The organism is Novosphingobium sp., assembly GCF_041915465.1.
Taxonomy (GTDB): Bacteria; Pseudomonadota; Alphaproteobacteria; order Sphingomonadales; family Sphingomonadaceae; genus Novosphingobium.
In genome coordinates, this window is the sequence record NZ_JAYSBK010000035.1 from 15005 (window position 1) to 28943 (window position 13939).

11 protein-coding genes are annotated in these 13939 nt (G+C 67.1%); 6 read left to right on the forward strand and 5 right to left on the reverse strand.

The window, feature by feature from the left end:
• The first annotated feature begins 31 nt into the window (after positions 1-31).
• Together eda and ACE3SN_RS08130 are read left to right on the forward strand one after the other, a co-directional pair.
• Positions 32-625 (forward strand): bifunctional 4-hydroxy-2-oxoglutarate aldolase/2-dehydro-3-deoxy-phosphogluconate aldolase, encoded by a 594-nt coding sequence (gene eda / locus ACE3SN_RS08125; RefSeq protein ID WP_374529123.1) that lies wholly within the window; start codon positions 32-34, stop codon positions 623-625.
• A gap of 55 nt (positions 626-680) precedes the next feature.
• Positions 681-3467, forward strand: a complete 2787-nt coding sequence (locus ACE3SN_RS08130) for a phosphoenolpyruvate carboxylase (RefSeq protein ID WP_374529115.1) — start codon at positions 681-683, stop codon at positions 3465-3467.
• 9 nt (positions 3468-3476) lie between these two features.
• Here ACE3SN_RS08130 and ACE3SN_RS08135 read toward each other — a convergent pair whose 3' ends face one another.
• A complete protein-coding gene (locus ACE3SN_RS08135; protein ID WP_374529116.1) occupies positions 3477-4625 on the reverse strand; it encodes a phosphatidylserine/phosphatidylglycerophosphate/cardiolipin synthase family protein in 1149 nt (382 codons plus the stop codon).
• 68 nt (positions 4626-4693) lie between these two features.
• Here ACE3SN_RS08135 and ACE3SN_RS08140 point away from each other — a divergent pair, with 68 nt between their 5' ends.
• The 4 genes from ACE3SN_RS08140 (at position 4694) to ACE3SN_RS08155 (ending at position 8462) form a co-directional block, all read left to right on the forward strand.
• The gene (locus ACE3SN_RS08140) at positions 4694-5926 is read left to right on the forward strand and encodes a glycosyltransferase (RefSeq protein WP_374529117.1); all 1233 of its coding nucleotides are present in this window, start codon (positions 4694-4696) and stop codon (positions 5924-5926) included.
• Positions 5927-6052: 126 nt separating this feature from the next.
• Positions 6053-6709, forward strand: coding sequence for a L,D-transpeptidase family protein (locus ACE3SN_RS08145; RefSeq protein ID WP_374529118.1), 657 nt, complete (start codon positions 6053-6055; stop codon positions 6707-6709).
• Between the two features lie 59 nt (positions 6710-6768).
• On the forward strand, positions 6769-7815 hold the full coding sequence (locus ACE3SN_RS08150; RefSeq protein WP_374529119.1) for an NAD(P)-dependent alcohol dehydrogenase: 1047 nt from the start codon (positions 6769-6771) through the stop codon (positions 7813-7815).
• Positions 7812-8462, forward strand: coding sequence for a 2-hydroxychromene-2-carboxylate isomerase (locus tag ACE3SN_RS08155; RefSeq protein ID WP_374529120.1), 651 nt, complete (start codon positions 7812-7814; stop codon positions 8460-8462). Before ACE3SN_RS08150 ends, ACE3SN_RS08155 begins: the two co-directional genes overlap by 4 nt.
• Here ACE3SN_RS08155 and tilS read toward each other — a convergent pair.
• From tilS to ptsP, 4 genes are all read right to left on the reverse strand, one after another.
• On the reverse strand, positions 8459-9373 hold the full coding sequence (tilS, locus tag ACE3SN_RS08160; protein WP_374529124.1) for a tRNA lysidine(34) synthetase TilS: 915 nt from the start codon (positions 9371-9373) through the stop codon (positions 8459-8461). The two genes, ACE3SN_RS08155 and tilS, sit on opposite strands and share 4 nt — an antisense overlap.
• Before the next feature lie 43 nt (positions 9374-9416).
• Positions 9417-10403: a tetratricopeptide repeat protein gene (locus ACE3SN_RS08165; protein ID WP_374529121.1), complete on the reverse strand. Its 987-nt coding sequence runs from the start codon at positions 10401-10403 to the stop codon at positions 9417-9419.
• Positions 10404-10557: 154 nt separating this feature from the next.
• Positions 10558-11532: a helix-turn-helix domain-containing protein gene (locus ACE3SN_RS08170; protein ID WP_374529122.1), complete on the reverse strand. Its 975-nt coding sequence runs from the start codon at positions 11530-11532 to the stop codon at positions 10558-10560.
• A 170-nt stretch (positions 11533-11702) separates the two neighbouring features.
• Positions 11703-13934 carry a phosphoenolpyruvate--protein phosphotransferase gene (ptsP, locus tag ACE3SN_RS08175; RefSeq protein ID WP_374529125.1) on the reverse strand — a complete coding sequence of 744 codons (2232 nt, stop codon included), beginning with the start codon at positions 13932-13934 and terminating at the stop codon, positions 11703-11705.
• Between the last annotated feature and the right edge of the window lie 5 nt (positions 13935-13939).

Sequence of the window (13939 nt, forward strand, 5' to 3'; positions counted from 1 at the left end):
TCCGCAACCCGTAAGCCCCATCGAAAAGATCATGCGGACCGCCCCGGTCATCCCGGTGCTGGTCATCGACGAAGTTGCCCACGCCGCCCCGATTGCCGAGGCGCTGGTCAAAGGTGGCCTGACGGTGCTGGAAGTCACCTTGCGCACCTCGACCGCGCTCGAAGTGATCCGCGAGATGAAGCAGGTGCCCGGCGCAATTGTCGGGGCCGGCACGGTGCTCAACGAGTTCGCGCTCGACGATGCGCTCAAGGCGGGCAGCGAGTTCATCGTTTCTCCGGGCCTGACCGAAAGCCTTGCCAAGGCGGCGATTGCGGCCGATGTGCCGTTCCTGCCCGGCACGGCAACCTCGTCGGACATCATGCGCGGGCTCGACCTGGGCCTTGACCGGTTCAAGTTCTTCCCGGCCGAGGCCAATGGCGGGATCCCCGCGCTCAAGGCCATCGCCGCGCCTTTCGCCTCGGTGCGCTTCTGCCCCACCGGCGGCATTACCGCCGCGACCGCGCCGGATTGGCTGGCGCTGGACAGCGTCTTGTGCTGTGGTGGAAGCTGGATTGTTCCCCGCGGAACGCCCGACCTTGCCGCCATCGAGGCGGCGGCGGCGGCCGCAACGAAGCTGGGCGCTTGACCCGGCGCGGAATGGTCCGGGGAACGGGCGCCTGCATCGTGTCAGGAGACCTTGCATGAGCATCGCCAACGAGCTCGACGAGCGCCTGCAGGAACTGCACGCGCGCACGGCGGAAACCCCGCTGTTCAATCCCGTGTTCCAGCTCAGTCTTGAGCTGTCCCGCCGCCTTGAGCGCGGCGAGCTTTCGCTGGACGACATTTCCTCGCTGGTCGCCGAACTCGAATGTGAAGGACTGATGGCCCGTGCGCACCGGCTGGACCGGCTGGTCGCGCCGGTCGATCCGGCAGCCAACGACGCGGCCCTGGCGGATCTTGCCAAGCCCAAAGGGGCCAAGGCCGGCAGTTTCGCTGCCTTCGCCGCCAAGTGGCGAAGGCCGCTGGTCCACGTGGTCTTCACCGCACACCCGACCTTCCTGTTGACGGGGCGGCAGACCGAGGCCGTGGCCGCAGCGGCTTCGTCGGGCGATGTTGTCGCGGCCACGACCTGCGTTGCCCCGCACGATCGCGATACGATTACGCTCGATAGCGAACACGCCGCCGCCATGGCCGCAATCGCCCGCGCCCAGACCGCGCGCGACCGGATCAACCGCACCCTGTTCGCCTCGGCCCGCGCGAAGTGGCCGAATGAATGGCGCAAGCTGGCCCCGCTGCCACTGCGCTTTGCCAGCTGGGTCGGTTACGACATGGACGGGCGCACCGACATCTCGTGGTCGACTTCGCTGCGCTACCGCCTGTCCGAAAAGGCCGAGCGGCTCAGCACCTATGCCGCAATGCTGGACAAGGCCGCGCCCGAGGTTGCCGCGCGGCTGCGCCGGGCGGCGGACCTGGCCGAAACCATGGCCGCGCGCTTTGCCGCCGATCTGTCCGCTCCGGCAGACCTTTCCGCCGCCGCCAACGCGCTCACCGCCGATCACCCGGACAAGCTGACCAGCCTGTCTGGCGTGATCACCGAGCTGGAACAGGACGCCGCCCGCGCCGACGATGACGTGGCCGAAACCCTGCTGGTCGCCACGGCCGCGATGCGCGCCGACGGCCTCGGCATGGGCTGGATCCATTTCCGGGTGAACAGTTCGCAGCTCCAGAACGCGATCCGCCGCCGGATCGACCCCACCGGCAAGCTTGACCTGGGTAGCCAGGCGGCGCTGGTCAGGATGCGCGAACTGCTGGCCGAGGCGCGCCCGCTGCGTTCGAACTTCGCGGCGCTGGCAATCGAGAACTCCACCGCCGTGCGCCAGTTCCTGGCGATGGCGCAGATCCTGGGCCACATCGATGCCGACGCGCCGATCCGGATGCTGGTGGCCGAATGCGAACAGCCGACTACCGTGCTCGCCGCGCTCTATTTCGCGCGGCTGTTCGGGATTGCCGACAAGGTCGATGTCTCGCCGCTGTTCGAAACCGAAAGCGCGCTGGAACACGGCGGGCGCTTCCTTGACGCGCTGCTCGCCGAAGAGGCCTACCGCGACTATGCGCGCGGGCGTGGGCGGGTGGCGATCCAGACCGGCTTTTCCGATGCAGGCCGCTTTGTCGGCCAGATCCCCGCCGCGCTGGCAATCGAACGCCTGCAGGGCCGCCTTTCCGAGGCGATGGTCAGCAACGGGCTGACCGACGTTTCGGCGCTGATTTTCAACACCCACGGCGAATCGATGGGGCGCGGCGCGCATCCTTCCTCGATTGCCGACCGGATCGAGTGGCCGCTTTCGCCCTGGGCACGCCGGCGCTTTGCCCGCGCCGGGCTGAAGCTGGAGCCGGAAGTCAGCTTCCAGGGCGGCGACGGCTACCTGTTCTTCGGCACGGACGAGCTTGCGCTCGCCACCCTGACCCGTTTTGCCGAAAACGCGCCCACCGAAACCGATCCCGATGCGCCGACCGATCCGTTCTATCGCCGCACCGACCTTTCGCTCGATTTCTACCGCGCGATCCGGCGCGTGCAGCAGGGTTACCTGGCGAGCCGCACCTATCCCCGCGCGGTGACCGCCTTTGGCCTCGGGATGCTCAACGATACCGGCAGCCGCAAATCGCGCCGCCAGAGCGACCTTGCCGCCGACCGCGAGATGAGCCTGCGCCAGATCCGCGCGATCCCGCACAACGCGGTGCTTCAGCAACTCGGCTATCCGGTCAACGTGATCGCCGGGTTCGGCACTGCCGCCGAGGGCAATTACGAAGCCATTGCCGCCCTACTGCGCGAATCTTCGCGCGGTCGGCAACTGGTTCGGCTTGTGCGCGCGGCCAATGCGCTGGCCTCGATCAAGACGGTCGCGGCCTTTGGCGAGCTGTTCAATTCGGCCTACTGGTCAAGCCGGCCCTATCGCGGCGATGAAAACCACATCGCCGATGCCTGCCTGGCACTGGCGGAATATCTCACCACGGACGATCGCACCGGCGTGTTCCGCCGCCTTGCCTCGCGCCTGCGCGTCGATGCGCTGAAGCTGCACCGCCTGCTTGCCCTGATCCCCGACGAGGCCCCGCTGGACGACCGCGAACACACCCGCCGGATGCTCGGCATCCTGCAGGCGTTGCGACTGGCCTTGATGCAGCACATGTTCCTGCGCGCGGTATCGGTCCCGGCCTTCAGCCGCGCCAACGACATTGCCCGCGAAGACGTGCTGGAGATGGTCTTCACCCTGCGTATCGACGAGGCCCTGGCCCAGCTGCGCCGCGCCTTCCCGACCAGCTTCCCCGGGATTGGCGACTTCTCGGTAAACGAGCCGAGCGATTACCCCGACGGGGCGGCGATCGGGTACGAGGCGATCCACCGCGACTTCATCGACCCGATCGAAAACGCCCACGCACTGTCGCTGCGCATCACCACCGCGATTGCCAACGTGTTCGGCGCGCACGGCTGAGGGTAAAGGTCAGGGCGCCCGCCACTCAGCGATGCGCGGGCCGTGGTTCAGCCAGCTGACCACCACGTCGGCCGCGAGCAGGCCCAGCCGCGCTTTCCACGAACGCCAGCGCGAATAGTCCTGCGGCCCCGCCGGGACCGATCCTGCGCGCGCCGGTTCCAGCAGCCGCGCCTCGAAATCGGCGATCAGGTCGGCATCGCGGATCGTCGCAACATATTCCGCATTGGCGCGGTGGCTGACGAAATCGAAATTCGACGATCCCACCACCAGCGCTTCGCCATCGACCAGCGCGGCCTTCACGTGGGTCATCTCTTCCATCAGCCGGATTTCGAGGCCGGAATGCTGCGCCACGCCCATCAGGTAATCCCGGATCACCGGCTTGTTGTTGGGCCGGGGGGTATAGAGCCGCACGGGCACGCCGCGCCGCGCCGCCGATGCCATTGCGTCGATGAAGGGAAAGGTCGGATAGGCGCTGACCACCTCGATCGAACGCGTCGCATTGGCGAACAGGCTCAGCAGGCTGGCGAAGTGGCCTTCGTTGCTGCTGCCATCGACGCTGAACAGGCTCACGCCCGCGATCTCGGCCGCGCTCGATGCCGTCTCCCCCCGCCAGTCGCGCTCGAACTCGCCCGCCAGCCAGTTCGCGATCCCGGCGTGGTCGATCCGCAGCATCATGTCGTGCCAGGCAAAGTTGTGGTCGGAAAAATTGATCCCGCCGATCCACAGGACATCGTCCATCACCAGCAGCTTCTTGTGATTGCGCAGGGCGTAGCGCAGCGGATTGCGCCCGACCGGATTGGTGATGCGCAGCGCCGCGCCCGAAGCCTCGATCGCATCGAACATCGCCCAGGTGGCCGCCGCTTCCGCCTGCAGCTGCGGCGCGCGCGAGAGGGCGAGGAACGTGTCGTTGATCACGTGGCAGGTATAGTCATCGACCAGCACGCGCCGGTCTGCCGCCGGGCTGGCACAGATCGCGGACGCAACCTGGCTACCCGCCGCGTCGCCCTCGAAAGTCATCGCCTGGATCAACACGCGCCGCCGCGCCGCGGCAATATCCTGTGCCGCGCACGCCCAGAATGCCTTCGAGCCGACCAGCAGCTCGAAGCCCGGACGGTGTTGCACGGCGGGTTCAGTTAGAGGCAATGTGAGATCGCTCATGCGCGGGGGCCTTGCCAGCGCCAGATGACGATGGCAAGGCGCGCGCCGGTCGCCAGGAGGAGTGGTGAATGCACGGAGTGACCCAACCGGCGACCGTGCTCGGCCGCCCGATCCGCGTCTTGCTGATGCTCACCTCGCTGCATGGCGGCGGGGCCGAACGCGTTGCGGTGCACCTCCTCAACCAGCTCGACCCCAAGCGGTTCGACGTGCGGATGGGCCTGCTGCGCAAGGCCGGACCCTATCTTGAGCACGTCGAGGACATGGACCGGCTGCTGGTTGCCCCCGATGGCGAAGAGCATTTCAATTACGACGGTCCGAACAGCGCCCAGTACGCGCCGGGCAAGCTGATCGGCAGCGCGGTGCGCGCGCCGCTGGCCTTTCGTCGGATGGTCAAGGAAGCGCGACCGGACGTTGCCATGAGTTTCCTCAAGGGCACCAACCTGCTGGCCTGGCTGGCGCTGATGGGCCTGGGCGAGGAACGCCCGCGCTGGATCGCGCGCGAAGGCAACAACGTGCTCGCCGTCGTCGAGGAAGAAGCCCCCAACCCCCTGATCAAGCGCACGTCATTGCGCCTGACCCGCAGGGCGTACCGCCGCGCCGATGCCGTGCTCGCCAATTCGAGCGACATGGCCGAAGGGCTGGTCAGGGACCTTGAGCTTGATCCCGCAAAGATGCGGATGATCAACAACCCGATTGACCTTGCCGGGATTGCCGCGGCCAAGGATGAGCCGATCCCCGGCGCGCCGGCCCGGCCCTATATCCTCACGGCGGGGCGGCTCGAATACCAGAAGGGCCACGAAGTCCTGATCCGCGCCTTTGCCGCCAGCGGCGTCTGGCGCACCCATGCGCTGGTGATCCTGGGCAAGGGCAGCCGCCTTGGCGAACTTCACCGGCTGGCCGCCCAGCTTGGCATCGGCGAATATGTTCGCTTTATCGGCTTCGTCGGCAATCCCTATGCCTGGATGGCGCGCGCCGATCTGTTCGTGCTGCCCAGCCGCTGGGAAGGCTTTCCAACGGTTGCGGCCGAAGCCCTGGCCTGCGGTGCCCCGCTGCTGATGACCGATTGCAGCTTTGGCCCGCGTGACGTGATCGAGCCGGGCGTCAGCGGCGAACTTGTGCCGGTCGACAACGAAATCGCGCTTTCGGCTGCGATTGCCCAGCTGATTGCCGATCCCGAACGCCGCGCCCGGATGCGCACGGCGGGGCTCAAGCGGGTCAAGCGCTTTGCGGTCGACGCGATGGTCGACAACTACGCGCGCCTGTTCGCGGAAATGGCCCCGGAACGCGTAGCCGCCGACTAGGCGCCGCGACGGCGTTAACCTTTTCGCGCTAGGCAGTCCCGCAGCGGAACGCCGTCTGGGCCGGGCTGGCATTTGCGGCAGGCCTCGGCAATGATCCGCTTGCGAAATACCTGCGCGAGGGATTCGATGCGCCTGAAATTCAACCCTGCCGTGGCCCTGCTCTGCGCCTTCGCCGCGCTGTGTCTGGCCGCTGGCGGGCTGCTGCTGCGTCACGGGGATGCCCAGGCGACTGCCCTGCCGCCCGATGCCGGCCCGGCCTTTGCCAAGGCCGAACCCGCCCCCGCGCCCGCCCCCAAGGCGCCGCCCGCCCCGCCCAGGGACGAACGCTTCGTGATCAAGCGGATTCTGCCGATCAGCGGGCCGATCAGGTATGGCGAATGGCATTGGGACGACAAGGACGTACCGGCCGGCCCGATCGTGATCACGGTCGATCTCGATGCCCGGGTGCTTTCGGTTTTCCAGGGCGGCTATGAAATCGGCGCCACCGCGGTCTTGCTCGGCACGACCGAAAAGCCGACCCCGCTGGGCGTGTTCCCGATCAAGTGGAAGAAGAAGGAACACTATTCCTCCACATACGACAACGCGCCGATGCCCTATACGATGCGCCTGACGGACGACGGCGTGTCGATTCACGGCACCAAGGTTGAACGGGGTTATGCCAGCCACGGCTGCGTCGGCGTGCCCAACGATTTCGCGGCCAAGGTGTTCGCGATCACCCCGGTCGGCACCAAGGTCTACATCACGCGCGGCAAGATGGTGGGCAAGGGCGATTCGCTCATCTGAGGATTGACCGGCGGTAGCTTCGCTTCCAGCATGGCGCAAAGCCAATGGGAGAAGTGACAATGACCGCTACCGCCGCCTGGGGTGCCACCGCCCCCACATCGGGCATGGCCCCGCTCAGCATCGACCGGCGCGAGCTGCGCGACGAGGATGTGGCGATCGACATCGCCTATTGCGGGGTATGCCATTCCGACTTGCATTCGGCGCGCAACGACTGGGGCCGCACCCGCTATCCCTTCGTGCCGGGCCACGAAATCGTCGGCACGGTCCGCGCGGTCGGCAAGGGGGTGACCAAGTTCGCCCCCGGTGACCGGGTGGCAATCGGCACCGTGGTCGATTCCTGCCGCAAGTGCGATGCCTGCGAAGACGGCGAGGAAAACTATTGCCGCGAAGGCATGGTCGGCACCTACAACGGCAAGGACCGGATCGACGGCAGCACGACCTATGGCGGCTATTCGGCCAGCATCGTCGTGGCCGAGCCGTTTGTCCTGCGCCTGCCCGAAAGCCTCGACATGGCGGCCGCCGCGCCGCTGCTGTGCGCCGGGATCACCACGTACAGCCCGCTGAAGAACTGGAACGTCGGGCCGGGCACCAAGGTCGGCGTGATCGGGCTCGGCGGCCTTGGCCACATGGGCGTGAAATTTGCGAAGGCGCTCGGCGCGGAAGTGACGATGATCACCACCTCGCCAGCGAAGGGCGCGGACGCCCGAAAGCTCGGCGCGGATCACGTGCTGGTTTCGACCGATATGGCCGCGATGAAGGCCGCGACCCGCAGCTTCGACTTCCTGCTCGATACGATCCCCGTGCCGCACGACATCGCGCCCTACCTGCTGCTGCTCGACCGGCAGGGCACGCTGTGCATCGTCGGCATGATCGACATGATGCCGACCTTCCACTCAGGTCTGCTGCTGGGCAACCAGCGCGCGGTCGCCGGATCGGGCGTGGGCGGCATCGCCCAGACCCAGGAAATGCTCGACTTCTGCGCCGAACGCCAAGTCCTCCCCGAAATCGAGCTGATCCGCATGGACGAGATCAACCACGCCTTCGAACGCATGGAGAAGGCCGATGTCAAATACCGCTTCGTAATTGATATGGGGACGCTGGCATGACGCACGAAATCGATGTCTTCTGGTCGTTCCGTTCGCCCTACTCCTATCTGGTCGTGCCGCGCCTGATCGAGCTGGAGCGCGATTGGGACGCGCAGGTGAACATGCGGCCGGTGCTGCCGATCGCGGTGCGCCAGCCCGATTTCTTTGCCAATGCCGATCCGCTCTGGACCACCTACCTGATGCGCGACTGCGTGCGCAGCGCCGAGTTCGCGGGCATGACCCTGCGTTGGCCTCGCCCCGATCCGGTGGTGATGGACTTTGCCACCCGCACCTATCCCAAGGAGCAGCCCTATATCCATCGCCTGACGCGCCTGGGCCAGCTGGCGGCCGAGCGCGGGCGTGCCCTGCCCCTGCTGCGCGCGATCAGCCACATGATCTGGTCAGGCGAAACCGACGCCTGGCACGAGGGCGATCACCTCGCCCGGGCTGCCGCCAGCGCGGGCTGCGATCTTGCGGAAATGGACGCGGTGGTCAGTGCCGAAGCCGACCGGCTCGATGCCGCGATCAAGCAGAACGAGGCGGACCAGCGCGCGGGCGGCCACTATGGCGTACCCTTGATGGTCTATGACGGCGAACCGTTCTTCGGGCAGGACCGCTATGACCAGTTGCTGTGGCGTATGCAGCAGAAGGGCATGGCGCGGCGCTAGCTGCGGCGCTGCGGCGCTTTCATGAAGCTCCACCCGCCGGGCAGGCCGCGCGCCACCAGCCTGCCAATCGAGGCCGGTTGGCGCGCCACCAGCGCATCGAACAGCCGCGCCACGGCGCTGCCGCGCGGGGCTTCGCCATCGAGTTCGGTGACGATCCGGGTCAGCACCCGCAATGCCACCGCGCGCGGCGCCTGCGGGCGATAGATCAGCCCCATCGGTTCGCGTTCCACCCGTTCGGCCCATTCGCGCGCGGCCGCCCAGTCGAGCGCCGCATCGGCATCAGCCAGGTGCGCAGCGCTTTGCGCGATGGCCGGTACGTCGAGCCAATCCGCCCCGGCCATGGCCTTGCGGATCCGGGCGCGATCGAACCGGTCATTGGCATTGGAAGGATCGTCCACCGCCTCAAACCCCGCCGCCGCGACCACTTCGGCCAGCTCGCTGCGCCGCCAGCCCAGCAGCGGGCGCAGCAGCGGCAGCCGGGTTCCGGGCACCGGCCCACGCGCGCGCACACCTGCAAGGCCCGCCACGCCGCTCGCGCGGTTGAGCCGCAGCAGCAGGGTTTCGGCCTGATCGTCGGCATGGTGGGCACTGGCCAGCGCGCCCAGCCCCTCGCGCTCCATCCACGCGGCCAAGGCGGCATAGCGCGCCGCACGCGCCTCTGACTGAAGATTACCCTGGGCCACGGTCACGCCAAGCACTTGGTGCGGCACGCCCAGTTCAGCGCAGACACGCCCCACCATCGCCGCCTCGTCAGCACTTTCCGGACGCAGGCCATGATCGACTGTCGCGGCGGCAATCCGCCCTTCCAGCGCTCGGTGCGCGAGCAGCAAAAGCGCAAGACTGTCGGGGCCGCCTGATACCGCCAGCCCAAGCGGCCCCGCGCCCCGGCCTTCGGGCCAGAGCGCAGCCAGATCGGCGCTGAAACGCTCGATCAGATCGCGGCGCGGCTGCCGGTCAATTGCACTTCACCTTGCCGAGCAAGCCATCGTACTGGCTGCGCAGGCGGCCCTGGGCAATCGCCGGATATTCATCGACGAACTGCGCCAGCGCGATACAGGCCCGATTATTGTCCTTTTTGCGCACCATCGCTTCGGCGAGGTACAACAGGCTGTCGGGCGCGCGCTCACCCGCCTTGTCGGCCTTGTAGTTCTGGTAGAACCAGCTCCCGGCCTCGTCGAAGTTGCCCTCGTCGAGGTAGGCCCGGCCCAGCAAGTTGCGGGCATAGCTTGCCCGGCTATGCTTGGGGTACTTCTGGAGGAACAGCTTCAGCTGCTGCTCCGCCTCGGGGTAGAACTTGGCATCCCACAGGCGGAAGCCATAGGTGTATTCGTCTTCGCCCGGATCGTTCGTCTGCGGCTTTTCGATTTTCTGCACGGCGGCAACGCGCTGCGGAGACGGAGCGGTTGCAGCGGGCTTGGAAGCCGTCGCCGCGGGCTTGGTGGTCGCGGGCGTCGGCGCGCTCTGAGCCGGCTTGGTCACCGTGACCGTGCTGGCCGGAGCCGTGTTCGCCGGGGCCAGGCTGGTCGGCGCGGGATCGGTCAGGGTCTGCTGCGGCGGCGGAGCGGCGGCGGCCTCAAGCGTGGCGACGCGCGCTTCCAGCTTGTTGATCTTGTTGGTGTTCTCTTCCTGCTGCGCGGTCAGCTTCTGGACCTGACTTTCGAGCGCGTCCATCCGGGTCAGAATGTCGGTCACCGCGCTTGCGGCCGGCGTTCCGACCGGCGCCGTGGCCGCAGTGCTGGGCTGGACCTGCGGGGCGAAATACTTGCCGTCGCCGCCGGGGAAAACCTGCCGCTGCAGCGCCGCGACTTCGGCTTCAAGCTTGCGCAGCCGGGCCTCTACCGCCTTGTCGACCGTTGCCGTCTGCGCCATCGCCGGCGCGGCCAGAGCCAGCACCATCGTTACGAAGATCGGGCGCCGGGCCCGGATAAGCTTGGTCATCATCGCCATTTTCGCCTGAATTCACTCAGCCTGTTGTTCGCTTCCACCCGTCACGCCGCCTGTTCGGTTTGATCCAAACCCGGCGTGAACAGGGTTTCGTCCTGCTTAACCATGTCGATGCAGAACTGTCGAGCGCGTCGAATTGCTTATTCGCAGCCTAAGTGGCTGCCGGTGCCGGAGTGGAAGCCGCCACGCTTGGTGTCGGTTGCGGAGCCGCCGGGGCCGGACCTGCTTCCTGGACCGCGGGCGCGCTATGTTGCTGCTTGCGGACCGGCCGCGGCGCTGCCGTCGGCACTGCGGTGCTGGCAGTAACGGGGCTGGTACCGGCCGCCGGTTCGGAGACCCCGCCCGTCGCGGCGCGCGCCAGCAGGGCGGCGGCGGTAACCGGCACGCCCTTCATGGTCTGCTGCTTGTCGGCAAGCTTGGGCACCGGCTGGCCACCGATCGTAATCGCCAGCGCCTGCGGCCGGGCCGTATCCAGCCTGACATCGCCAACCGTGACGGGCACGGTATAGCTCTCGCCCAGGGCCAGTTCCTTTTGCAGCAACTGGGTGCCGTCCCCATCGTAGAACTTGACCCAGACCCCGTCGGTTTCGGCGGTGAAGACCACCGGCCCGCCAGTCGGCACCGGGGCCGGAGCCGGTGCCGGGGTGACGGTGCCCGCCGGAGCAGCGGTTTCGGCCGGCAGGATCGAAGGCAATTGCCCGCCGGGGGCATAATAGCTGCGCCAGAAGGCAAACCCGGCGACGATCACCACCAGCGCACCCAGCGCCGCCAGCCAGGCGAAGCGCGCGGAGGGCACGCGGGCTGGATCGCCAGGCTCGAACGAAGGGATCGTGCGGCGTTCAAGCTCGGGCTCGATCGCGGCGAGCTCGCGCCGGACGTCTTCGACGATCGCCTTGTCGTCGAGGCCCAGCGCCTTGGCATAAGAGCGCGAAAAGCCAACCGCATAGGTCCGCGCGGGCAAGACGCCGAAATCCCCGGCCTCGATCGCGGCGAGATGGCGTTCGGGAATTTTGGTGCGGGCGGCAATCGCTGCCCGGGTCAGCCCCGTGGCTTCGCGCGCGCGGGCAAGCCTTGCACCGACGTTATCCAGGGGAAGCTCAGCCTCCCCCTCAAATTCTTGCGACATTACGACCCCGTCCAGCCAGACCTTGGCGCGGGAACATCGCGTCTAAACCAATTAAGTCAACGGGAATCCCCGTGGTTCAACCGCCCGCCACGGCAAACCGGGCGTAATTCATGATGGGCCGGGTTCGTGGCCGCCCGCAGCGGCCCGACCGGCTTCATGCTATCAACCGATCAGTCGCAATCGATCCCGCGCTCAAGCGCCCATGCGGTCAGTGCTTCACGCAGGTTTGGCGGCGGCGAAAGCAGCCAGCCGTTCATCGCCTCGCCGATTTCAGCCAGGTCGACCTTGCGCACCAGTTCCTTGATCGGACCGACCGACGCCGGGGTGATCGACAGGCGGTGAATGCCGATGCCGAGCAGGGCCAGCGCCTCGAGCCGCCGACCGCCCATTTCACCGCAGACCGTGACGTCGACGTTGTGACCGGCGACGCCCTGCAGCACCCGGCGGATGAAGCGGAGGATCGCGGGCGACAGCCAGTCGTAACGCTCGGCCAGCTTGGCGTGGCTGCGATCCGCCGCGAACAGGAACTGGGTGAGGTCGTTTGTGCCGATCGAAAGGAACGAGAGTTGCGGGGCAATGATGTCGAGTTGCTCGGCCAGTGCGGGCACTTCCAGCATCACCCCGTAACGAATGGCCTCGGGCAGCAGCTTTTTCTGCTGCTTGAGGAACCGCAGCTGCCCGTCGAACACGGCGCGGGCAGCATCGAATTCCCACGGCTCGGAGACCATCGGGAACATCACGTTGAGCGTCCGCCCCGCCGTCGCTTCAAGCAGCGCACGCGCCTGGACCTTGAGCAGCCCATCGCGTTCCAGCGCCACGCGCAGCGCGCGCCAGCCCATCGCCGGGTTCTCTTCGATCTCGCCATCGTTGTGGCGCAGGTACGGCAGCACCTTGTCGCCACCGATGTCGACCGTGCGGAACACCACCGGCTTGTCACCGGCCGCGTCTAGCACGTCGCGGTAGAGCCTGGTCTGGCGCTCGCGCGCGGGCAGCGTTGCGGAAACCAGGAACTGGAATTCGGTTCGGAACAGGCCCACCCCGTCGGCCCCGGTGAGCGCCAGGTTGGGCATATCGTCGCGCAGGCCAGCGTTCATCATCACCTTGATGCGGGTGCCATCGCGGGTGAACGGCTCGACATCGCGCAGCGCGGCGTAGGCGGCCTGGCGTTCCTTGTTCTTGGCAAAGCGCGCTTCAAAGGCTTCGGCTACGGCCGGCAGCGGGCGGACGGTGACGATCCCCTGATCGCCGTCGAGGAGCAGCGGATCGCCTTCGCGCACCGTCGCGCGCAGGCCCCGCACGCGGCCCAGCACCGGAATGCCCATGGCCCGCGCCACGATTACCACGTGGGCGGTGAGCGAGCCTTCTTCCAGCACCACGCCCTTGAGGCGGCGCTTGTCGTATTCCAGCAGTTCGGCGGGGCCAAGGTTGCGCGCGATCAGGATCGAATCCTGCCTCAGGCCCATGCTGGCCGCCGTGCCCATCTGGCCCGAAACGATCCGCAGCAACCGGTTCGACAGGTCTTCCAGATCGTGCATCCGGTCCGCCAACAGCGGATCGTCGATCTGGCGCATGCGCATGCGGGTGCGCTGCTGGACGCGTTCGATCGCCGCCTCGGCGGTAAGCCCGCTATCGATCGCTTCGATGATGCGGCGGCTCCAGCCTTCATCGTAAGCGAACATCTTGTAGGTCTCGAGCACTTCCTCGTGCTCGCCGCCGACCCCGAATTCGGCCTGCGCAGCCATCTTTTCGATCTGCTCGCGCATCTTGTCGAAGGCGAGGTAGACGCGCTGCAGTTCAGCGTCGCGATCCTCGGCCATGACGTGTTCGATGGTGATGCGCGGCTGGTGGAAGACCGTGACACCGGCAGCCAGCCCCTTGACCAGCGACTGGCCGGTCAGGCGCTGCGGCCCGGTCATCTCGGGCGAAAGCGCGGCGGCGGCTTCCTCGTCGACCAGATCGGCATTGGCGATCAGTTCCGACAGCACCATCGCCACAGTCTGCAGCGCTTCGATTTCGACTTCCTCGTAACGGCGCGGGTCGGCGTGCTGGACGCACAGCACACCCACGGCGCGCTCGCGCCGCACGATCGGCACACCGGCAAAGGAATGATACTTTTCTTCGCCGGTTTCAGGACGGAACGAAAAGTCGGGATGCGCGGCCGCTTCGGCGAGGTTCAGGGTTTCGTTGCCCTGCGCGATGGTCCCGACCAGGCCTTCGCCAATCGCCATTCGGGTTACGTGAACGGCTTCCTGCGCCAGCCCCTTGGTGGCAAACAGTTCGAGCATGCCTTCGCGCAGCAGGTAGATCGAGCAGACTTCGCTGTTCAGACCCTCCGCTATCACATCGACGACGGTGTTCAGCTTGGCCTGGGCATGACTGCGCGACGCCATCACGTCGTGCAGGCTTG

Coding starts and splice junctions, on each gene's coding strand:
- eda (WP_374529123.1), top strand. CDS start 32: ATGCGGACCGCCCCGGTCATCCCGGTGCTGGTCATCGACGAAGTTGCC.
- ACE3SN_RS08150 (WP_374529119.1), top strand. CDS start 6,769: ATGACCGCTACCGCCGCCTGGGGTGCCACCGCCCCCACATCGGGCATG.
- ACE3SN_RS08140 (WP_374529117.1), top strand. CDS start 4,694: ATGCACGGAGTGACCCAACCGGCGACCGTGCTCGGCCGCCCGATCCGC.
- ACE3SN_RS08130 (WP_374529115.1), top strand. CDS start 681: ATGAGCATCGCCAACGAGCTCGACGAGCGCCTGCAGGAACTGCACGCG.
- ACE3SN_RS08135 (WP_374529116.1), bottom strand. CDS start 4,625: ATGAGCGATCTCACATTGCCTCTAACTGAACCCGCCGTGCAACACCGT.
- ACE3SN_RS08170 (WP_374529122.1), bottom strand. CDS start 11,532: ATGTCGCAAGAATTTGAGGGGGAGGCTGAGCTTCCCCTGGATAACGTC.
- ACE3SN_RS08145 (WP_374529118.1), top strand. CDS start 6,053: ATGCGCCTGAAATTCAACCCTGCCGTGGCCCTGCTCTGCGCCTTCGCC.
- ACE3SN_RS08165 (WP_374529121.1), bottom strand. CDS start 10,403: ATGATGACCAAGCTTATCCGGGCCCGGCGCCCGATCTTCGTAACGATG.
- ACE3SN_RS08155 (WP_374529120.1), top strand. CDS start 7,812: ATGACGCACGAAATCGATGTCTTCTGGTCGTTCCGTTCGCCCTACTCC.